General features: G+C 54.3%; 21 protein-coding genes. 17 read left to right on the top strand and 4 right to left on the bottom strand.

The genetic code is table 11. The annotated features are described in order from the left end of the window. Positions 1–49: 49 nt before the first annotated feature. Complete coding sequence (srmB, locus tag C3432_RS05280) at positions 50–1,378, bottom strand: ATP-dependent RNA helicase SrmB (protein ID WP_103775587.1); 1,329 nt, start codon at positions 1,376–1,378, stop codon at positions 50–52. 131 nt (positions 1,379–1,509) lie between these two features. Here srmB and trmN point away from each other — a divergent pair, with 131 nt between their 5' ends. After that, entirely contained in the window at positions 1,510–2,247 is a 738-nt protein-coding gene (gene trmN, locus C3432_RS05275) for a tRNA(1)(Val) (adenine(37)-N(6))-methyltransferase TrmN (protein ID WP_103775644.1), read from the top strand. Here trmN and nadB read toward each other — a convergent pair. Next, positions 2,232–3,854 (bottom strand): L-aspartate oxidase, encoded by a 1,623-nt coding sequence (nadB, locus tag C3432_RS05270; protein WP_103775586.1) that lies wholly within the window; start codon positions 3,852–3,854, stop codon positions 2,232–2,234. The genes trmN and nadB overlap by 16 nt on opposite strands. A gap of 431 nt (positions 3,855–4,285) precedes the next feature. Here nadB and rseD point away from each other — a divergent pair, with 431 nt between their 5' ends. The 12 genes from rseD (at position 4,286) to acpS (ending at position 14,150) form a co-directional block, all read left to right on the top strand. Beyond that, entirely contained in the window at positions 4,286–4,408 is a 123-nt protein-coding gene (gene rseD, locus C3432_RS27395; protein ID WP_146050910.1) for a rpoE leader peptide RseD, read from the top strand. Then, entirely contained in the window at positions 4,405–4,980 is a 576-nt protein-coding gene (gene rpoE / locus C3432_RS05265) for an RNA polymerase sigma factor RpoE (protein WP_000003307.1), read from the top strand. Before rseD ends, rpoE begins: the two co-directional genes overlap by 4 nt. A gap of 31 nt (positions 4,981–5,011) precedes the next feature. Beyond that, complete coding sequence (gene rseA / locus C3432_RS05260; RefSeq protein WP_103775585.1) at positions 5,012–5,662, top strand: anti-sigma-E factor RseA; 651 nt, start codon at positions 5,012–5,014, stop codon at positions 5,660–5,662. Continuing rightward, positions 5,662–6,618, top strand: a complete 957-nt coding sequence (gene rseB / locus C3432_RS05255; protein ID WP_103775584.1) for a sigma-E factor regulatory protein RseB — start codon at positions 5,662–5,664, stop codon at positions 6,616–6,618. The genes rseA and rseB overlap by 1 nt, the downstream gene beginning before the upstream one ends. Continuing rightward, positions 6,615–7,091 carry a SoxR-reducing system protein RseC gene (gene rseC / locus C3432_RS05250; RefSeq protein ID WP_103775583.1) on the top strand — a complete coding sequence of 159 codons (477 nt, stop codon included), beginning with the start codon at positions 6,615–6,617 and terminating at the stop codon, positions 7,089–7,091. Before rseB ends, rseC begins: the two co-directional genes overlap by 4 nt. 257 nt (positions 7,092–7,348) lie before the next feature. Further along, positions 7,349–9,148 (top strand): translation elongation factor 4, encoded by a 1,800-nt coding sequence (lepA, locus tag C3432_RS05245; protein ID WP_103775582.1) that lies wholly within the window; start codon positions 7,349–7,351, stop codon positions 9,146–9,148. 19 nt (positions 9,149–9,167) lie between these two features. Continuing rightward, positions 9,168–10,142, top strand: coding sequence for a signal peptidase I (gene lepB, locus C3432_RS05240; RefSeq protein WP_103775581.1), 975 nt, complete (start codon positions 9,168–9,170; stop codon positions 10,140–10,142). Between the two features lie 274 nt (positions 10,143–10,416). After that, entirely contained in the window at positions 10,417–11,097 is a 681-nt protein-coding gene (rnc, locus tag C3432_RS05230) for a ribonuclease III (protein ID WP_103775580.1), read from the top strand. Then, positions 11,094–11,999: a GTPase Era gene (era, locus tag C3432_RS05225; RefSeq protein WP_103775579.1), complete on the top strand. Its 906-nt coding sequence runs from the start codon at positions 11,094–11,096 to the stop codon at positions 11,997–11,999. Before rnc ends, era begins: the two co-directional genes overlap by 4 nt. Before the next feature lie 36 nt (positions 12,000–12,035). Then, the gene (gene recO / locus C3432_RS05220) at positions 12,036–12,764 is read left to right on the top strand and encodes a DNA repair protein RecO (protein WP_103775643.1); all 729 of its coding nucleotides are present in this window, start codon (positions 12,036–12,038) and stop codon (positions 12,762–12,764) included. A gap of 274 nt (positions 12,765–13,038) precedes the next feature. Next, entirely contained in the window at positions 13,039–13,770 is a 732-nt protein-coding gene (pdxJ, locus tag C3432_RS05210; RefSeq protein ID WP_103775578.1) for a pyridoxine 5'-phosphate synthase, read from the top strand. Then, positions 13,770–14,150: a holo-ACP synthase gene (gene acpS, locus C3432_RS05205; RefSeq protein WP_103775577.1), complete on the top strand. Its 381-nt coding sequence runs from the start codon at positions 13,770–13,772 to the stop codon at positions 14,148–14,150. The genes pdxJ and acpS overlap by 1 nt, the downstream gene beginning before the upstream one ends. On the opposite strand, the gene C3432_RS05200 is transcribed toward acpS, so the two are convergent. Further along, positions 14,147–14,407 carry a YfhL family 4Fe-4S dicluster ferredoxin gene (locus C3432_RS05200; RefSeq protein WP_103775642.1) on the bottom strand — a complete coding sequence of 87 codons (261 nt, stop codon included), beginning with the start codon at positions 14,405–14,407 and terminating at the stop codon, positions 14,147–14,149. The genes acpS and C3432_RS05200 overlap by 4 nt on opposite strands. Positions 14,408–14,461: 54 nt before the next feature. Beyond that, positions 14,462–15,310 (bottom strand): MurR/RpiR family transcriptional regulator, encoded by an 849-nt coding sequence (locus C3432_RS05195; RefSeq protein WP_103775641.1) that lies wholly within the window; start codon positions 15,308–15,310, stop codon positions 14,462–14,464. Between the two features lie 116 nt (positions 15,311–15,426). On the opposite strand from C3432_RS05195, the gene murQ reads away from it, so the two are divergent. Genes murQ through tadA form a run of 4 tightly spaced genes read left to right on the top strand, consistent with a single transcriptional unit; the run spans position 15,427 to position 18,947 of the window. Then, a complete protein-coding gene (murQ, locus tag C3432_RS05190) occupies positions 15,427–16,320 on the top strand; it encodes an N-acetylmuramic acid 6-phosphate etherase (RefSeq protein WP_103775576.1) in 894 nt (297 codons plus the stop codon). Positions 16,321–16,330: 10 nt separating this feature from the next. After that, positions 16,331–17,695: a PTS transporter subunit EIIC gene (locus tag C3432_RS05185; RefSeq protein WP_103775575.1), complete on the top strand. Its 1,365-nt coding sequence runs from the start codon at positions 16,331–16,333 to the stop codon at positions 17,693–17,695. A gap of 3 nt (positions 17,696–17,698) precedes the next feature. Next, positions 17,699–18,334, top strand: coding sequence for a phosphatidylglycerophosphatase C (gene yfhb / locus C3432_RS05180; RefSeq protein ID WP_103775574.1), 636 nt, complete (start codon positions 17,699–17,701; stop codon positions 18,332–18,334). A gap of 55 nt (positions 18,335–18,389) precedes the next feature. Further along, on the top strand, positions 18,390–18,947 hold the full coding sequence (gene tadA / locus C3432_RS05175) for a tRNA adenosine(34) deaminase TadA (protein WP_103775573.1): 558 nt from the start codon (positions 18,390–18,392) through the stop codon (positions 18,945–18,947). The last annotated feature ends 11 nt before the right edge of the window (positions 18,948–18,958 follow it).

Genomic DNA, 18,958 nt, shown 5'->3' with positions numbered 1-18,958 from the left:
CCCTTACCCGTAAAGATGAAAACGCCGGGAGGTTTTCCCGGCGTTTGCCTTATTCTTCGGTATTCTGCGCTGTTGCGTCCGTCCCGCGCGGCTTGCGACGTTTCCCAATATTTTTGGTGTCGCGGTGGCGTTTCTTCACGCGTGGCTTATCTTTCTCTTTTTTCTTCTCTTCGCGTTTGGCCAGCGCTTTCTTCGACGGTTTCCCGGTCATCTTGTCGCTTGGCGCACGTGTCGTTGGGCGAAGCTCATCAATGACGCGCGGCTTCAGTGGTTCTTCGATGTAGCGGCCGACTTTCAGCAGCAGCAGGTGATCGTGTGCTTCGACCAGCGAAAGGGCAATACCTTTGCGCCCCGCACGACCCGTACGACCGATGCGGTGCAGGTAGGTATCTCCACTGCGCGGCATGTCGAAGTTAATGACGTGGCTTACATCGGGAATATCGATCCCGCGCGCCGCAACGTCAGTGGCAACCAGTACGTTAACGCGGCCATCGGTGAGACGCTTAATGCCTTCGTTACGTTTGATCTGCGGCATTTCGCCTTCGAGATAGCAGTTATTGATGCCGGCCGAGCGCAGCATTTCTGCCAGCTCGTGTACGCGCTCACGCTTACGCACAAACACAATAGTGCGGGTCGCATCTTCCTGTTTCAGCAGGTGCTTTAACAGCGCGACTTTATGTTCGAAATTATCGGCGCGGTAGTACCACTGGTGAATCTTCTTCCGCTCACGCGTGGAAGGATTCGCAGAAACCTCAACCGGATCTTCCAGCAGGCGATCGGCAAAATCTTTGATCGCATCGCCTTCCAGCGTGGCTGAGAACAGCATCGTCTGCTTACGCCAGCGGGTTTCACCGGCGATGTGTTCGATATCCTGGGCGAAGCCCATATCCAGCATGCGGTCGGCTTCATCGAGAATCAGCGTTTCTACCGCGCGGCAGTCAAAGTTCTCTTCTTTAATATATTGCAGCAGACGCCCGGTAGTAGCGACGACGATATCCTGGTTTTCGCTGAACACTTCCGCATGGTTCATGTACGCGACGCCGCCGGTAATGGTGGCAATATCCAGATGAGTGTGTTTCGCCAGTTCACGCGCGTGATCGGCAACCTGCATCGCCAGTTCGCGAGTCGGCGTGAGGATCAAAATACGCGGCGGACCGGATTTCTTACGCGGGAAGTCGAGCAGGTGCTGCAACGCTGGCAGCAGATATGCCGCCGTTTTACCGGTGCCTGTCGGCGCAGAACCGAGTACATCACGGCCATCGAGCGCAGGCGGAATAGCGGCAGCCTGAATGGCGGTCGGGCGAGTGAAACCTTTACTCTGGAGGGCATCCAGCAGGCTTTCGTCGAGTTCAAGTTCGGAAAAAGTCGTTACAGTCATGTTCTACCTCTGTGTGGGGCGCTGATTATAGACGTTACGGCGGCAATCTTCATCTGTTTGTATGGATATCGCTTCTCAGGTATTGTTTTCACGTGGCTCTGTCGCCGTTTTTCCTGCAAGGTTATTTTTTCATGTCCCAGTCTACATCTGTCCTTCGTCGTAATGGATTTACGTTTAAACGGTTTTTTGTGGCGCACGATCGCTGTGCGATGAAAGTGGGGACAGATGGCATTTTACTTGGCGCATGGGCGCCGGTGGCGGGTGTAAAGCGAATTCTTGATATCGGCGCAGGCAGTGGGCTGCTGGCCCTGATGCTGGCGCAACGTACTGATGAACAGGTCATTATTGATGCCGTTGAGCTGGACAGCGACGCCGCTGCCCAGGCTCAGGAAAATATCGCCCAGTCGCCATGGCCACAACGCGTGAAGGTGCATACAGAAGATATTCAACAGTGGATCCCCAGGCAAACGGTGCGTTTTGATTTGATCATTAGCAATCCCCCTTACTATGAGCAGGGAGTGGAGTGTGCCACGCCACAGCGCGAGCAGGCTCGTTATACCACAACGCTTGATCATCAAACGTTGCTGGCCTGCGCGACGGAATGCATTACGGAAGAGGGGTTTTTGTGCGTTGTGCTGCCAGAACAGGTTGGTCATACCTTCACGCAGCAGGCGTTAAGCATGGGCTGGCATTTACGCTTGCGGACGGATGTTGCGGAAACCGAAGCGCGCTTACCGCATCGGGTATTGCTGGCTTTCTCCCCACAGGCCGGGGAGTGTTTTAGCGACAGACTGGTGATTCGTGGGCCAGACCAGCGTTACTCTGAAGGTTACACGGCGCTGACCCAGGCGTTTTATCTGTTTATGTGAGTGCTTAACGGCGAGAGAACTGACGGGCCGGACGCCGTAAGCAGGTCGGGATAGTCCAGCGTATAGTGCAGGCCGCGACTCTCTTTGCGCATCATTGCACAGCGCACGATCAGTTCGGCAACCTGTACCAGATTGCGCAATTCCAGCAGGTTATTCGACACGCGAAAATTAGCGTAATACTCATCGATCTCCTGCTGGAGCATGGTGATACGACGCAAGGCGCGCTCCAGTCGTTTGGTGGTGCGCACAATTCCGACATAGTCCCACATAAACAGGCGCAGCTCGTGCCAGTTATGCTGAATCACGACCAGTTCATCCGGATTCTCTACCCGGCTTTCATCCCACTCGGGCAGCGTCGCGACGCTGCGGGCGTAAGGCATTCGTCGGTCTATATCTTCTGCCGCTGACCAGCCATAAACCAGGCACTCCAGCAACGAGTTCGAAGCCATCCGGTTCGCGCCGTGCAGCCCGGTATAGCTCACTTCACCGATAGCATACAGCCCGTCAACATCGGTACGGCCAAAATCATCGACCATAACGCCACCGCAGGTGTAGTGCGCGGCAGGAACAATGGGAACCGGTTCTTTCGTGAGGTCGATCCCCAGCCCCAGCAGTTTTTCATAAATCATCGGGAAATGCTGGCGGATAAACGCTTCCGGCTTATGGCTGATGTCGAGGAACATACAGTCCGCGCCAAGGCGTTTCATTTCATGGTCGATAGCGCGGGCGACGATATCACGCGGGGCCAGTTCGCCGCGCTGGTCAAAATCGGGCATAAAGCGCGTGCCGTCCGGGCGTTTGAGGTGCGCGCCTTCACCGCGCAGCGCTTCGGTGAGCAAAAAGTTACGCGCCTGCGGGTGATACAACGCGGTTGGGTGGAACTGGTTAAATTCGAGGTTGGCTACGCGACATCCTGCGCGCCAGGCCATGGCGATTCCGTCACCTGAAGAGATATCCGGATTCGTCGTGTACTGATACACCTTCGACGCGCCGCCGGTCGCCAGTACCACCGATTTAGCATGGCAGGTTTCGACCGCCTCTTTGTTGCGGTTCCAGATCCATGCCCCGACGACCCGGCGCGTTCCCGGCAGGCCGATTTTATCGGAGATGATTAAATCAACGGCATTGCTGCGTTCCAGCACCTGAATATTGGGATGATTTTGCGCCTGGCTGACCAGCGTGGTTTCAACTTCTTTACCCGTCGCGTCGGCGGCATGCAAAATACGACGATGGCTGTGCCCTCCTTCACGGGTAAGGTGGTAGCCCTCTTCACCGTTGGGCTGGACGTGGGTATCAAACAGCACGCCCTGATCGATAAGCCACTGTACGCAGGAGCGGGCGTTACTGGCGACGAACTCAACCGCATGACGATCGCAGATTCCGGCACCAGCAATCAGCGTGTCTTCAACATGAGAGTCAATACTGTCGGTTTCATCAAAAACGGCGGCAATGCCGCCCTGAGCGTAGAAGGTGGAACCTTCGCTGACGGGGCCTTTACTCAGGACAATGACCTGATGTTTTTCGGCCAGGCGCAGCGCAAGAGAGAGTCCGGCAGCGCCGCTACCAATGATCAACACGTCACAAGACAGTTCAGGAGTGGTATTCATGAGCTTTGTTTAATTTACTAAACACGGTATGACGAGCATAGCACCGTATTGTGCGATTAAGCACCATTTATTTTTGTTGGTGTCGCAATGGCTAAACATCGCGATTGAGCGATACGGGATATAAAAGAAGGAAAATATTTTGTGTAGCAGATTGTTAGCGTCCGATTATGTGATGAAATAAAAAGGCCGTTGGGTTACTCTTCAGGCGGTTAAATGGGCATTTCTAAATAGATAGTGCGTTGTTCAGATTCTGTAGACTTATACCCGTCATACTTCAAGTTGCAGGTGTGTTGGCTTTCCTCACTCACCCCAGTCACGTACTCGTGTACGCTCCCGGGGATTCGCTGTGTCGCCGCCTTCCTGCAACTCGAATTATTTAGGGTATATAATGAGATATAAAACCGGTCTACAAACATGACAAACAAAAACAGATGCGCGACGGAACTTTACGAAAACCAGACACTCTAACCAGTTGCTTGCTCGTAGTGCAGCTAATGGAGTGGCGTTTCGATAGCGCGTGGAAATTTGGTTTGGGGAGACTTTACCTCGGATGAGCGAGCAGTTAACGGACCAGGTCCTGGTTGAACGGGTCCAGAAGGGAGATCAGAAAGCCTTCAACTTACTGGTAGTGCGCTACCAGCATAAAGTGGCGAGTCTGGTTTCCCGCTATGTGCCGTCGGGTGACGTTCCCGATGTGGTGCAAGAATCGTTTATTAAAGCCTATCGTGCGCTGGACTCGTTCCGGGGAGATAGCGCTTTCTATACCTGGCTGTATCGTATTGCGGTCAATACCGCGAAAAATTACCTGGTTGCTCAGGGGCGTCGTCCACCTTCCAGTGATGTGGATGCGATTGAAGCAGAAAACTTCGAAAGTGGCGGTGCGCTGAAAGAAATTTCGAACCCTGAGAACTTAATGTTGTCAGAAGAACTGAGACAGATAGTTTTCCGAACTATTGAGTCCCTCCCGGAAGATTTACGCATGGCAATAACCTTGCGGGAGCTTGATGGTCTAAGCTATGAAGAGATAGCGGCTATCATGGATTGTCCGGTGGGTACGGTGCGTTCACGTATCTTCCGAGCGAGGGAAGCTATTGATAATAAAGTTCAACCGCTTATCAGGCGTTGACGATAGCGGGATACTGGAAAAGGTATTAGGCATGCAGAAAGAAAAACTTTCCGCTTTAATGGATGGTGAAACGCTGGATAGTGAGCTGTTCAATGAACTGGCTCATGACCCGGAAATGCAAAAAACCTGGGAAGGGTATCATTTGATCCGCGATTCTATGCGCGGTGATACGCCTGACGTGCTCCATTTTGATATTTCCGCTCGCGTAATGGCCGCCATTGAAGATGAGCCAGTACGCCATACGGTGCCGTTGATTCCTGAAGCCCAGCCAGCACCGCACCAGTGGCAGAAGATGCCGTTCTGGAAGAAAGTGCGTCCGTGGGCGGCGCAGCTGACCCAAATGGGCGTGGCGGCGTGCGTATCGCTTGCAGTTATTGTTGGCGTCCAGCACTATAATGGACAATCTGAAACGTCCCGGCAGCCTGAAACACCGGTATTCAACACCTTACCGATGATGGGTAAAGCCAGTCCGGTGAGCCTGGGAGTACCTTCTGACGCCACGGCAAGTAACGGGCAACAGCAGCAGGTACAGGAGCAGCGTCGTCGCATTAACGCCATGTTGCAGGATTACGAACTGCAACGTCGACTGCACTCCGAACAGCTTCAGTTTGAGCAGGCGCAAACACAGCAAGCCGCTGTACAGGTGCCAGGAATTCAAACTTTAGGAACGCAATCGCAGTAATGAAGCAACTTTGGTTTGCCATGTCACTTGTGGCGGGTAGCCTGTTCTTCTCTGTTAACGCCTCGGCCAATCCTGCGTCCGGGGCGTTATTGCAGCAGATGAATCTGGCCAGCCAGTCACTTACTTACGAGCTGTCTTTCGTCAGCATCAATAAACAAGGCGTTGAATCTCTTCGCTATCGCCATGCTCGCCTGGATAACCGTCCGCTTGCGCAATTGTTGCAAATGGATGGCCCACGCCGGGAAGTGGTACAGCGTGGTAATGAAATCAGCTATTTTGAACCGGGACTCGAACCGTTCACCCTGAATGGCGACTACATCGTTGATTCCCTGCCATCTCTCATCTATGCCGATTTCAAGCGCCTTGCTCCGTATTACGATTTTATCTCGGTGGGCAGAACCCGTATTGCAGACCGCTTGTGTGAAGTGATCCGCGTTGTGGCGCGTGACGGAACTCGTTACAGCTACATCGTGTGGATGGATACTGAAACCAGGTTGCCGATGCGTGTGGATCTCCTTGATCGCGATGGCGAAACGCTGGAACAGTTCCGGGTGATCGCTTTTACGATAAATCAGGATGTGGGTAACAGCATGCAGACGCTGGCGAAGGCGAGCCTGCCGCCGCTACTCTCCGTGCCTGCAGGCGAGAAAAGCAAATTCAACTGGAGTCCGTCCTGGCTGCCGCAAGGTTTTAGCGAGGTCTCCAGCAGCCGTCGTCCGTTACCTACAATGGACAACCTGCCTGTCGAATCACGCCTCTACTCTGACGGGCTGTTCAGCTTCTCAGTCAACATCAACCGTGCAACGCAGGCCAGCACCGATCAAATACTGCGCACCGGTCGCAGAACGGTCAGCACCAGCGTGCGTGACAACGTTGAGATCACTATTGTCGGCGAACTGCCGCCGCAGACCGCCAAGCGCATTGCGGACAATATCAAGTTCGGAGCGGCGCAATGATTAAAGAGTGGGCGACGGTGGTCTCCTGGCAGAATGGTCAGGCGATGGTCAGCTGCGACGTGAAAGCCTCATGCAGCAGCTGCGCATCCCGGGCTGGCTGCGGCAGCCGGGTGCTGAACAAGCTGGGTCCGCAAACCACCCACACGATCGTGGTGCCGAGCGATGAACCACTCATCCCTGGGCAAAAAGTTGAGTTGGGTATTGCTGAGGGCAGTTTGCTGGGTTCGGCGATGCTGGTCTACATGTCGCCGCTGGCGGGACTGTTCATCATCGCTTCGCTGTTTCAGGTGCTGTTTGGTTCCGACCTTGCTGCGTTAAGCGGTGCCGTGCTTGGGGGCGTGGGCGGATTCCTGATTGCGCGAGGATATTCGCGTAAACTTGCTGAACGTGAGGCCTGGCAGCCGGTCATTCTCAACGTTGCTCTCCCGCCTGGTCTGGTTCGCGTTGAAACCTCTTCTGGTGAAACGTCCTGATACTTTCGGCCGGGTTTATCAGGCCTGATTTGGATACTCACCATCATGCCGGAGCCGGCGTTTTTGCCGCCATCCGGCAAAACTTTCACCGATATTGCTAAGTCGTTTCCAGTTCCCGCTATCCTTGCTGTATGAACATTTCCTCGCCTCAGCGTTGTAGTGTAGAATGCGGCGTTTCAGTTAAACAGACGTTAAGCTCAGAACAGCGACTTCTCAGAGCCTGCCCAGGCAGGCGTAAGGCACAATAATTACACTATATGAAGAACATACGTAACTTTTCGATCATAGCTCACATTGACCACGGTAAATCGACGCTGTCTGACCGTATTATCCAGATCTGCGGTGGCCTGTCTGACCGTGAAATGGAAGCGCAGGTTCTCGACTCGATGGATCTTGAACGTGAGCGCGGTATTACCATCAAAGCGCAGAGCGTGACGCTGGATTACAAAGCGTCTGACGGCGAAACCTATCAGCTTAACTTTATCGACACGCCAGGCCACGTTGACTTCTCGTATGAAGTTTCCCGCTCGCTGGCAGCCTGTGAAGGGGCGCTGCTGGTGGTTGATGCCGGGCAGGGCGTTGAAGCGCAAACGCTGGCTAACTGCTACACCGCGATGGAAATGGATCTCGAGGTGGTGCCGGTACTTAATAAAATTGATCTGCCTGCCGCCGATCCTGAGCGCGTTGCTGAAGAGATTGAAGACATTGTCGGTATTGATGCGACCGACGCCGTACGCTGCTCTGCGAAAACCGGCGTTGGCGTGACCGACGTTCTGGAACGTCTGGTGCGCGATATCCCGCCGCCGGAAGGCGATCCGGAAGGGCCGCTACAGGCGCTGATCATCGACTCCTGGTTTGACAACTATCTGGGCGTTGTTTCGCTGGTGCGCATTAAAAACGGCACCATGCGGAAGGGCGACAAAATCAAAGTGATGAGTACCGGGCAGGTCTACAACGCAGACCGTCTGGGGATCTTCACGCCAAAACAGGTTGACCGGACCGAGCTGAAGTGTGGCGAGGTCGGTTGGCTGGTCTGTGCGATTAAAGACATTCTTGGCGCACCGGTTGGCGATACGCTAACGCAGGCGCGTAACCCGGCAGAGAAAGCGCTGCCAGGCTTTAAAAAAGTGAAGCCGCAGGTTTATGCGGGCCTGTTCCCGGTCAGCTCTGATGACTATGAAGGTTTCCGCGATGCGCTTGGCAAACTGAGCCTGAACGATGCGTCTCTGTTCTATGAGCCGGAAAGTTCAACCGCACTGGGCTTCGGCTTCCGCTGCGGCTTCCTCGGCCTGCTGCACATGGAGATCATTCAGGAACGTCTGGAGCGTGAATACGATCTGGATCTGATCACCACCGCGCCGACGGTCGTGTACGAGGTGGAAACCACGGCGAAAGAGACTATCTATGTTGATAGCCCGTCTAAACTGCCGCCGCTGAATAACATCTACGAACTGCGTGAGCCGATTGCTGAATGCCACATGCTGCTGCCTCAGGCGTATCTCGGTAACGTGATCACCCTGTGCATTGAGAAGCGTGGCGTACAGACCAACATGGTTTACCACGGTAATCAGGTCGCGCTGACCTACGAAATCCCAATGGCGGAAGTGGTGCTCGATTTCTTCGATCGCCTGAAGTCAACCTCGCGCGGTTATGCCTCGCTGGACTATAACTTCAAACGCTTCCAGGCGTCTGACATGGTGCGTGTTGATGTTCTTATCAACAACGAACGTGTTGATGCGCTGGCGCTGATCACTCACCGGGATAACTCCCAGAACCGTGGTCGCGAGCTGGTGGAGAAGATGAAAGATCTGATCCCACGTCAGCAGTTCGACATTGCGATTCAGGCGGCGATCGGAACGCACATTATTGCGCGTTCCACCGTTAAGCAGCTGCGTAAAAACGTTCTGGCCAAGTGCTATGGCGGTGATATCAGCCGTAAGAAAAAGCTGTTGCAGAAGCAGAAAGAAGGTAAGAAGCGCATGAAGCAAATCGGTAACGTTGAGCTGCCTCAGGAAGCATTCCTCGCCATTCTGCATGTCGGTAAAGACAGCAAATAATCCTTAAGGAGTTGTTGGCATGGCGAATATGTTTGCCCTGATTCTGGTGATTGCCACACTGGTGACGGGCATTTTGTGGTGCGTGGATAAATTTGTTTTCGCGCCAAAACGTCGGGAGCGCCAGGCTGCTGCACAAGCGGCGGCTGGTGATACGCTGGATGACGCGACCCTGAAAAAAGTTGCGCCCAAGCCTGGCTGGCTGGAAACCGGCGCGTCAGTTTTCCCGGTTCTGGCGATCGTGTTGGTGGTGCGTTCATTTATCTATGAACCCTTCCAGATCCCGTCCGGTTCGATGATGCCGACTCTGCTAATCGGTGATTTTATTCTGGTGGAGAAATTCGCCTATGGAATTAAAGATCCGATTTACCAGAAAACCCTGATCGAAACGGGCCACCCGAAACGTGGTGATATCGTGGTCTTTAAATACCCTGAAGACCCGCGTCTGGATTACATCAAACGTGCGGTGGGCTTGCCGGGCGATAAGGTGACTTACGATCCGGTGGCGAAAGAGGTGACGATTCAGCCGGGATGCAGCTCTGGTCAGGCGTGTGAAAACGCGTTGCCGGTGACCTATAGCGATGTTCAGCCGAGCGATTTCGTGCAGACGTTTGCTCGTCGTAACGGCGGGGAAGCCAGCAGCGGATTCTTCGAAGTTCCGCTGAATGAAACCAAAGATAACGGGATTCGGCTCTCCGGGCGTAAAGAGACGCTGGGTGAAGTGACGCACCGTATTCTGATGGTGCCGATTGCGCAGGATCAGGTGGGGATGTATTACCGTCAGCCAGGCCAGCAGCCGGCAACCTGGATCGTTCCTCCGGGACAGTACTTCATGATGGGTGATAACCGCGATAACAGCGCGGACAGCCGTTACTGGGGATTTGTACCGGAAGCGAATCTGGTGGGTAAGGCGACGGCGATCTGGATGAGTTTTGATAAACAAGAAGGCGAGTGGCCGACTGGCGTTCGTTTAAGCCGTATTGGCGGTATCCATTAATGGATATTTATTCACGTTGCCGTCATTATGGCGGCAACGTGAATTATTTCTTCGATAAATCTCCCCTGACTAACGACATCCCCGGTCGTTGTGTATAGAATAATCCCCCGAAGTTTCAGGTTGGCGCCCTCTGGTCGCCACGGCACACGAAACAGCGTTGGTTCCCCCATATACAAGCGTATTGAAGCTGCATCAACGCGGCTGGCAGGATGCCATGTATATCAGGTCTGTTTCGTGTGCTGTATTTGTTGACGCATTTATTTATTGGTATCGCATGAACCCCATCGTAATTAATCGGCTTCAACGGAAGCTGGGCTACACTTTTAATCATCAGGAGCTGTTGCAGCAGGCATTAACCCATCGCAGCGCCAGCAGCAAACATAACGAGCGTTTAGAGTTTTTGGGTGACTCTATTTTGAGTTTTGTTATCGCCAATGCGCTGTATCACCGTTTTCCGCGAGTGGATGAAGGGGATATGAGCCGTATGCGCGCCACGCTCGTGCGCGGTAATACGCTGGCGGAGCTGGCCCGTGAATTTGATTTAGGGGAATGCCTGCGTTTAGGCCCTGGCGAACTCAAAAGCGGTGGCTTCCGTCGTGAGTCTATTCTGGCCGATACCGTAGAAGCGTTAATTGGTGGTGTATTCCTCGACAGCGATATTCAAACTGTTGAAAGGTTGATCCTTAACTGGTACCAGACCCGCCTGGATGAAATCAGTCCGGGTGATAAACAAAAAGATCCGAAAACGCGTTTGCAGGAATATTTGCAGGGTCGCCATCTCCCACTGCCGTCTTATCTGGTGGTTCAGGTGCGTGGTGAAGCGCACGATCAGGAATTTACAATCCACTGCCAGGTTAGCGGCCTGAGTGAACCGGTGGTAGGCACAGGTTCAAGCCGCCGCAAGGCGGAGCAGGCTGCCGCCGAACAGGCGCTGAAAAAACTGGAGCTGGAATGAGCGAAGATAAAAGCTATTGCGGATTTATTGCCATCGTCGGTCGCCCGAACGTTGGCAAATCCACGTTGTTGAACAAGCTGCTTGGACAGAAGATTTCGATTACGTCCCGTAAAGCGCAGACCACGCGTCACCGTATTGTCGGGATCCATACCGAAGGTGTATATCAGGCGATTTACGTCGATACCCCCGGTCTGCACATGGAAGAAAAACGCGCCATCAACCGCCTGATGAACAAAGCGGCGAGCAGCTCCATCGGCGACGTTGAACTGGTGATTTTTGTCGTAGAAGGCACTCGCTGGACGCCGGACGATGATATGGTGCTCAACAAACTGCGTGACGGTAAAGCGCCGGTTATTCTGGCCGTTAACAAAGTGGATAACGTGCAGGATAAAGCTGAGCTACTGCCGCACCTGCAGTTCCTGGCAAGCCAGATGAACTTTCTCGATATCGTGCCTGTTTCCGCAGAAACAGGGATGAACGTCGATACTGTTGCGGGTATCGTGCGTAAACACCTGCCGGAGGCTGTCCATCACTTCCCGGAAGATTACATCACCGATCGTTCTCAGCGGTTTATGGCGTCAGAAATCATCCGTGAAAAGCTGATGCGTTTCCTTGGCGCAGAATTGCCGTACTCCGTCACCGTTGAAATCGAGCGTTTTGTCTCTAACGAGCGCGGTGGTTATGACATCAACGGGCTGATCCTCGTTGAGCGCGAAGGGCAGAAGAAGATGGTTATTGGCAACAAAGGGGCCAAAATCAAGACGATCGGTATTGAAGCGCGTAAGGATATGCAGGACATGTTTGAAGCCCCGGTTCATCTGGAACTGTGGGTGAAAGTGAAATCCGGCTGGGCCGACGACGAACGAGCGCTTCGCAGTCTCGGTTACGTAGACGACCTTTAATATTGCCTCAGTGCGACCTGAAAGGCGACGAGTATGATGGAAGGGTGGCAGCGCGCATTCGTGCTTCACAGTCGCCCCTGGAGCGAAACCAGCCTGATGCTGGACGTCTTCACGGAAGAGTCGGGGCGTGTGCGCCTCGTCGCCAAAGGCGCTCGCTCCAGACGTTCTAACCTGAAAGGCGCTTTGCAGCCTTTTACGCCACTCCTGATCCGCTTCGGTGGGCGCGGTGAGGTCAAAACCTTACGTAGCGCTGAAGCGGTCTCTCTGGCACTTCCTCTGAGCGGCATCACGCTTTACAGCGGCCTGTATATCAATGAGCTACTCTCACGCGTGCTCGAGTATGAAACGCGCTTCTCCGAACTCTTTTTCGATTATCTGCACTGTATTCAGGCGCTGGCGGGCACGACCGGCACGCCGGAACCCGTGCTTCGTCGTTTTGAACTGGCCCTGTTAGGGCATCTGGGCTATGGCGTGGATTTTACCCATTGTGCAGGTAGCGGCGAATCGGTGGATGATACGATGACCTACCGCTACCGCGAAGAAAAGGGCTTTATCGCCAGCGTGGTGATGGATAACAACACCTTTACCGGGCGGCACTTAAAAGCGCTTGAATCCCGTGAATTTCCGGATGTTGATACCTTGCGCGCCGCGAAACGCTTTACCCGCATGGCGCTAAAGCCGTATCTTGGGGGCAAGCCGTTAAAAAGCCGGGAGCTGTTTCGGCAATTTATACCCAAACGTGCAGTAAAAACGAATATACCTTAAATAATTCGAGTTGCAGGACAAAACGGCGTAGTCGTTTCGAACAGCGCTTGCGCTGGCCCCCGAAGGGGCGAGGCCGAAGGCCGGGTAACACGGCGACACGGGGACAAATTCGTCAGGAACGAATTTGAACAGCCAAAGGCTGCCTTCGGTGAGGGACATGGATGTCCCTCATACATCCCAGGAGCGTACATGAGTATGTGACTGGGGTGAGCGAGTAAAGCCAATAAACCTGCAGCCTGAAGTATGACGGGGATAATGATTAACGAGGATTGTCATGGCTGAATTACTGTTAGGCGTCAACATTGACCATATTGCCACTTTACGTAATGCACGCGGCACCGCTTATCCGGATCCGGTTCAGGCGGCGTTTATCGCGGAGCAGGCAGGGGCTGATGGGATCACGGTACACCTGCGTGAGGACCGTCGTCATATCACCGACCGCGACGTGCGCATTTTGCGTCAGACGCTGGATACGCGGATGAATCTGGAAATGGCGGTAACCGAAGAGATGCTGGCGATCGCCGTTGAAACGCAGCCGCATTTTTGTTGTCTGGTACCGGAAAAACGCCAGGAAGTGACCACTGAAGGCGGTCTGGATGTGGCAGGCCAGCGCGACAAGATGCGTGATGCCTGCAAACGTCTGGCTGACGCCGGTATTCAGGTGTCGCTGTTTATTGATGCCGATGAGACGCAGATTAAAGCGGCTGCGGAAGTGGGCGCGCCGTACATCGAAATTCATACAGGTTGCTATGCGGATGCGAAAACCGACGCTGAGCAGGCACTGGAGCTGGCTCGTATTGCGAAAGCGGCAACCTTTGCGGCAAGCCTGGGGCTGAAAGTGAACGCAGGCCACGGCCTGACCTATCATAACGTGAAAGCGATTGCTGCGCTGCCACAGATGCACGAGCTGAATATCGGTCATGCCATTATCGGACGTGCCGTCATGAGCGGTCTGAAAGAGGCAGTGGCTGAAATGAAGCGTCTGATGCTGGAAGCACGCGGCTAATGGCGATTCTGGGACTGGGGACGGATATTGTGGAGATTGCCCGCATTGAGGCGGTCATCTCCCGCTCCGGCGACCGTCTGGCAAGACGAGTTCTCAGCGATAATGAGTGGGCTATCTGGGAAAACCACCAGCAGCCCGTGCGTTTTCTTGCTAAACGTTTTGCGGTAAAAGAGGCGGCGGCGAAAGCGTTTGGGACGGGCATCCGCAACGGTCTGGCGTTCAATCAGTTTGAGGTGTTTAACGACGATCTGGGCAAGCCACGCTTGCGGCTATGGGGAGAGGCGTTAACGCTGGCTGAAAAACTGGGCGTTGCGTATATGCATGTGACGCTGGCCGATGAGCGCCACTATGCCTGCGCCACGGTGATTATCGAGAGTTAAAGCTTATCCGCGTGGTGCATCAGCACAAACTTATCCCACAGCTGCTCTTGCGTTTCGACATGTGCCGGATCTTTCAGAATCGTATTCGGGATTGGGCACACCTTCTGGCAGGTTGGCGTTTCGTAATGACCAACACATTCCGTACACTTGTCGCTGTTAATCTCGTAGATGCTGTCACCCATTGAAATCGCCTCATTCGGGCATTCGGGTTCGCACATATCGCAGTTGATACATTTTTTGGTGATTAACAGGGCCATCAGGAAACTCTCAAATATCACAAACCGGGCGGGCATTATACGCGCATTCTTTGCTCAGACCAGTTTTTTTACCAGCGCCTCGCTGTGGCGAATGCGCTCCGGGGCATGTGCCAGATCCTGCTGTACCAGCGCCATAAAGAGCAGGTCGGCCAGCATCATTTGCGCATGTGTCGAAGAGATGGCGGCGCTGCGCGTGGCCTGCTCCTCGGCGATGGTATAAAGACAGCGGGTTGCGCGTTGTTGCAGGGCGTTGGGCGTAAATCCGGTGATCGCAAGGATACTCGCGCCGGCGCGTAATGTTTCATCCGCTGCCAGATTAAGCTCCCGACGTTCGCCGCTATAAGAAATGGCCAGCAGCAGATCGTCCGGCGCCAGCGCCTGCACCGTCGCCAGCAGGGCGTGCATATCATGCTCAACGACGGCATTAAAACCAATCTTCATTAATTTCCAGGCAAGGTTTTGCGCAACCAGACCGGAGGCGCCGATGCCAGTCAGGACGATACGGCGTGCGGCACGTAGCATCGCCACGCCTTCAAGTAGCTTTTCTTCGCTGTTGACATCCAGCGTGGCGTGCATGGCCGCCACGTTCTCCTGAATAAGTTTCTCCCCGACGATGAGCATGGGGTCGTCGCCACGGATTTGATTATGTACCGGCACAGAATGGGGATTCGGGCTGCTGGCCAGCGCTTCGATAATCGCCAGTTTCAGTGCCGGAAATCCTTTAAATCCCAGTTTTTGCGCAAATTTAACGACGCTGGACTGGCTGACGCCGGCTTCGGCAGCAAGCTGCAGCGAGCTGAGATGCCGTGCATTATCAGGCTGGGCAAGGAGATAGTCCGCGAGCTTCTTATCACTCTGTGCGAGTCCCTGGTAACGCTGACGAATGCGATTCAAACAGTTCATGCTCTCTCCTGGCGAAAACGTGATGGCGATTGCAAAACAAAATTTCACTCGCCCGGATGAATATAATATTCCATGATGGGCGCTTAATATGAATTAAAAATTCCTGAGGAATAAAAATGAATCTCGGTACTTTAGTTTCAGAAACCCGCAATCCGCAGACAATGGATCTCGACGCGCTCTCCACCATTGAGCTGGTTCAGCGTTTTAACCAACAGGATACGCTGGTAGCGGAAGCAGTAAAAGCCACGTTGCCGGAAGTTGCGCGTGCGGTGGACGCCGCTGCCGATGCTTTAAAGGCGGGAGGACGCATTATTTATATGGGGGCTGGCACCAGTGGACGTCTTGGCGTGCTGGATGCTTCCGAATGTCCACCGACGTTTGGCGTGCCGCATGGGCTGGTGGTTGGATTGATCGCCGGTGGTCCCGGCGCGCTGCTGAAAGCCGTGGAAGGGGCGGAGGACAGCCCGCAGCTTGGCGAAGACGATCTTAAGGCTCTTGCTCTTGCACCTGAAGATCTGGTGGTTGGACTGGCGGCATCGGGACGCACGCCTTACGTTATCGGCGGTCTGAAATATGCCCGTACGACAGGGTGTACGACGGTGGCTATCTCCTGCAATCCTGATTCTCCTGTCGCCCAGGAGGCGGAGATCGCCATTTCACCGGTTGTCGGGCCAGAGGCGCTCACCGGCTCAACGCGATTAAAATCAGGCACGGCGCAGAAGCTGGTGCTCAATATGATTTCCACCGGTGCCATGGTGAAGTTCGGCAAGGTGTATCAGAACCTGATGGTGGATATGAAAGCCACCAACGTCAAACTGATCGACCGTGCTGGTCGGATGGTGGTGGAAGCGACCGGTATTAGCAGGGAAGACGCTGAAACGTTACTCAAACAAACCGATTTTGACGTAAAACCTGCCATCCTGATGGCGCTTACCGGACTGGACGCGACTGCGGCCAGAGAAAAGCTCTCCGCCCACCAGGGATTCTTGCGGGCAGCGTTAGAACTTTAAAGAGGTATTTATGGATAAGACGGCGGCGCTTGCCAGCGGGATCTTGCTGGGAATAGGCGGAGAAAATAACATTCTGCGTCTGGAAAACTGTATGACCCGCGTCAGGGTGGAAGTAAAGGATGACGGACGGCTTGATATCCCACGTCTTAAACTGTTGCCTGGCGTCAGCGGGTATGTGAAGCAGGGGGCACAGCATCAGCTGATTGTTGGGCCAGGCAGAGCGGCACAGGTGGTGGAGGCGATGCGAGCGCTGCTGGCGAATGGCGGTGAACGGGCTGATATCGACGACATGGAGCGAACGAAGTCTCAGGCCAAAGCGAAGTATAAAGCGCCAATGAGCGACGCGCTGCGTAAGCTGGCAAACGTCTTTATTCCTCTTATTCCTGCGTTTATCGCTTCCGGCCTGATTACCGGCATTATCAACATTCTCAAACGTCCGGATATCGTCGGTGACTTTGCCACCCATTACCCCAATATGCTGGGGCTGATGGGCATTTTCGGCAGCGCGGTGTTTGCCATTATGAATATTCTGGTGGGGGTTAACACCGCCAAAGTATTTGGTGGCTCGCTGGCGTTGGGCGGCGTGATGGCGGGAATTCTCTCCAGCCCGCAGCTGGCTCAGATAACGCTGTTTGGCGAGGCGCTACAGCCAGGACGCGGTGGCGTAATTGCCGTGCTGCTGGTGGTGGCGCTGATGTGCTGGATCGAGCGTAAATTTCGCCAGGTGCTTCCGGGGTCGCTGGAGCTGATCCTTAATCCATTGCTGACCACCATCATCACCGGAACGATTGCCATTGTGGTGCTTCAGCCGCTGGGTGGGTGGATCTCTGAATCTATCGCGCATGGCGCTGCATGGGCTATCGACCGTGGCGGTTTTCTGGTCGGCGGAGTGCTGGCGGGTAGCTTCCTGCCGCTGGTGCTGACAGGATTGCATCAGGGGCTGGTGCCGATTCATGTTGAACTGGTGCAGGCTCACGGTTACAACGCATTGCTTCCTATTCTTTCTATGGCCGGCGTGGGGCAGGTTGGCGCGGCGATTGCCGTACTGATGAAAACCCGCAATGCGCGGTTGAAAAAAGTGATTAAGGGCGCGCTGCCGGTGGGACTGCTCGGCATTGGCGAACCGCTGATTTTTGGGGTGACCCTCCCGCTGGGTAAACCGTTTATCGGCGCCTGTCTGGGCGGTGCGGTGGGGGGGGCGCTGATCGGCTACTGGAAAGTGGCGACGGTCATCACCTTTGGCATTTCAGGATTACCGCTGGCGTTGACGATTGTTACCGGAAAAGTGATGTTCTATCTGTTAGGCTATCTGGTAGCGGTTATCGCCGGGTTTCTGTTTACCTGGCTGTTGGGGTTCAACGATCCAGAGGAGTAAGGTTTGATCAGTCAGGAGCGTCGCGTCGTATTTTTTGATTTGGACGGTACATTACATCAGCAGGACATGTTCGGTAGTTTCCTGCGCTATTTACTCCGTCGCCAGCCATTGAATGCGTTGCTTGTGCTGCCTTTGTTACCGGTTATTGCGGTGGCGCTGCTAATAAAAGGACGTGCCGCTCGCTGGCCGATGAGTTTGCTGCTCTGGGGATGTACGTTTGGTCGCAGCGAAGAGCGTCTGAAGGCGCATCAGGCCGACTTTGTGCGCTGGTTTCGCGATAACGTCACGGCATTTCCACTGGTGCAGGAGCGTCTGACGACCTACCTGTTAAGCTCTGATGCCGATATCTGGCTGATTACCGGTTCCCCGCAGTCGCTGGTGGAGCAGGTTTATTTTGATACGCCGTGGCTGCCGCGCGTTAATCTGATCGCCAGTCAGATGCAGCGCGGCTACGGCGGCTGGCTGCTGACTATGCGCTGCCTGGGGCATGAGAAGGTCACACAGCTGGAGCGTCAGATTGGCGCGCCGCTGCGCCTTTACAGTGGTTACAGCGACAGCAAGCAGGATAATCCGCTGCTCTATTTCTGTGAACATCGCTGGCGCGTCACGCCCCGGGGCGAACTCCAGCAACTCGAATAAACCAGAGCGCCTGGGTTTACCCTGAATCATTCGCGCTGCGGGAAAGCTAACGCACATGCAACCTGGTGTAGGACAGGTATATAATGCGCCCGCTTTTATTACCGGAGTAGCCCCATTGTCTGATGTTGAATTTAGCCACGAATACTGGATGCGTCATGCGTTAACGCTGGCGAAGCGCGCCTGGGACGAACGAGAAGTACCGGTTGGCGCGGTATTGGTGCATAACAATCGCGTTATTGGTGAAGGCTGGAATCGCCCGATTGGTCACCACGATCCCACTGCACATGCGGAGATTATGGCGTTGCGCCAGGGGGGACTGGTGCTGCAAAACTACCGTCTTATCGATGCCACGCTGTACGTGACGCTGGAGCCGTGCGTGATGTGCGCCGGCGCAATGGTGCATAGCCGTATTAAGCAGGTCGTGTTTGGTGCTCGTGATGCAAAAACCGGCGCGGCAGGTTCACTGATGGATGTACTGCATCACCCTGGAATGAATCATCGGGTGGAGGTGACCGAAGGCGTTTTGCGTGAAGAATGCGCCACGCTACTCAGCGATTTCTTCCGTATGCGGCGTCAGGAAATTAAGGCGCTGAAGCAATCATCGCAGGCCTGATAAGACGCTTT

Source organism: Citrobacter amalonaticus, assembly GCF_002918555.1.
GTDB lineage: Bacteria > Pseudomonadota > Gammaproteobacteria > Enterobacterales > Enterobacteriaceae > Citrobacter_C > Citrobacter_C amalonaticus_A.
This window is presented reverse-complemented; position numbering and strand designations above follow the sequence as displayed.

Excerpts from the sequence above, each read along its gene's own strand:
- rseA (WP_103775585.1), top strand. The coding sequence starts at position 5,012 with ATGCAGAAAGAAAAACTTTCCGCTTTAATGGATGGTGAAACGCTGGAT.
- C3432_RS05185 (WP_103775575.1), top strand. The coding sequence starts at position 16,331 with ATGGATAAGACGGCGGCGCTTGCCAGCGGGATCTTGCTGGGAATAGGC.
- tadA (WP_103775573.1), top strand. The coding sequence starts at position 18,390 with ATGCAACCTGGTGTAGGACAGGTATATAATGCGCCCGCTTTTATTACC.
- rpoE (WP_000003307.1), top strand. The coding sequence starts at position 4,405 with ATGAGCGAGCAGTTAACGGACCAGGTCCTGGTTGAACGGGTCCAGAAG.
- C3432_RS05195 (WP_103775641.1), bottom strand. The coding sequence starts at position 15,310 with ATGAACTGTTTGAATCGCATTCGTCAGCGTTACCAGGGACTCGCACAG.
- lepB (WP_103775581.1), top strand. The coding sequence starts at position 9,168 with ATGGCGAATATGTTTGCCCTGATTCTGGTGATTGCCACACTGGTGACG.
- trmN (WP_103775644.1), top strand. The coding sequence starts at position 1,510 with ATGTCCCAGTCTACATCTGTCCTTCGTCGTAATGGATTTACGTTTAAA.
- rseD (WP_146050910.1), top strand. The coding sequence starts at position 4,286 with ATGCGCGACGGAACTTTACGAAAACCAGACACTCTAACCAGTTGCTTG.
- era (WP_103775579.1), top strand. The coding sequence starts at position 11,094 with ATGAGCGAAGATAAAAGCTATTGCGGATTTATTGCCATCGTCGGTCGC.
- recO (WP_103775643.1), top strand. The coding sequence starts at position 12,036 with ATGGAAGGGTGGCAGCGCGCATTCGTGCTTCACAGTCGCCCCTGGAGC.
- C3432_RS05200 (WP_103775642.1), bottom strand. The coding sequence starts at position 14,407 with ATGGCCCTGTTAATCACCAAAAAATGTATCAACTGCGATATGTGCGAA.
- rseB (WP_103775584.1), top strand. The coding sequence starts at position 5,662 with ATGAAGCAACTTTGGTTTGCCATGTCACTTGTGGCGGGTAGCCTGTTC.
- nadB (WP_103775586.1), bottom strand. The coding sequence starts at position 3,854 with ATGAATACCACTCCTGAACTGTCTTGTGACGTGTTGATCATTGGTAGC.
- murQ (WP_103775576.1), top strand. The coding sequence starts at position 15,427 with ATGAATCTCGGTACTTTAGTTTCAGAAACCCGCAATCCGCAGACAATG.
- acpS (WP_103775577.1), top strand. The coding sequence starts at position 13,770 with ATGGCGATTCTGGGACTGGGGACGGATATTGTGGAGATTGCCCGCATT.
- rseC (WP_103775583.1), top strand. The coding sequence starts at position 6,615 with ATGATTAAAGAGTGGGCGACGGTGGTCTCCTGGCAGAATGGTCAGGCG.
- pdxJ (WP_103775578.1), top strand. The coding sequence starts at position 13,039 with ATGGCTGAATTACTGTTAGGCGTCAACATTGACCATATTGCCACTTTA.
- lepA (WP_103775582.1), top strand. The coding sequence starts at position 7,349 with ATGAAGAACATACGTAACTTTTCGATCATAGCTCACATTGACCACGGT.
- rnc (WP_103775580.1), top strand. The coding sequence starts at position 10,417 with ATGAACCCCATCGTAATTAATCGGCTTCAACGGAAGCTGGGCTACACT.
- srmB (WP_103775587.1), bottom strand. The coding sequence starts at position 1,378 with ATGACTGTAACGACTTTTTCCGAACTTGAACTCGACGAAAGCCTGCTG.